This is a genomic window from Burkholderia sp. BCC1996, assembly GCF_905339955.1.
Taxonomy (GTDB): Bacteria; Pseudomonadota; Gammaproteobacteria; order Burkholderiales; family Burkholderiaceae; genus Burkholderia.
Genome location: NZ_CAJPHM010000126.1, coordinates 1 through 230 on the forward strand (window position 1 = coordinate 1; position 230 = coordinate 230).

Sequence of the window (230 nt, forward strand, 5' to 3'; positions counted from 1 at the left end):
GGGATGAACGCCTCGTTGTGCGCGATCAGGTGCTTCGGCACGATGCCGGCGCGCACGATCTCCTGGCGGTGGTAGATGTCGTCGAGGAACGCGTTGAGCGCCATCACGCGCTGCTCGATGCCGAGCGACAGCCGGCTCCATTCCGCGCCCGAGATGATCCGCGGCACGATGTCGAACGGAATCAGGCGCTCGGCGGCCTGCGCGTCGCCGTACACGGCGAACGTGATGCC

At 67.4% G+C, this 230-nt stretch carries 1 protein-coding gene; it reads right to left on the reverse strand.

The window, feature by feature from the left end:
* Positions 1–230 (reverse strand): circularly permuted type 2 ATP-grasp protein (locus U4Z64_RS37520; protein ID WP_321822705.1); only part of this gene is annotated, 230 nt, incomplete at both ends.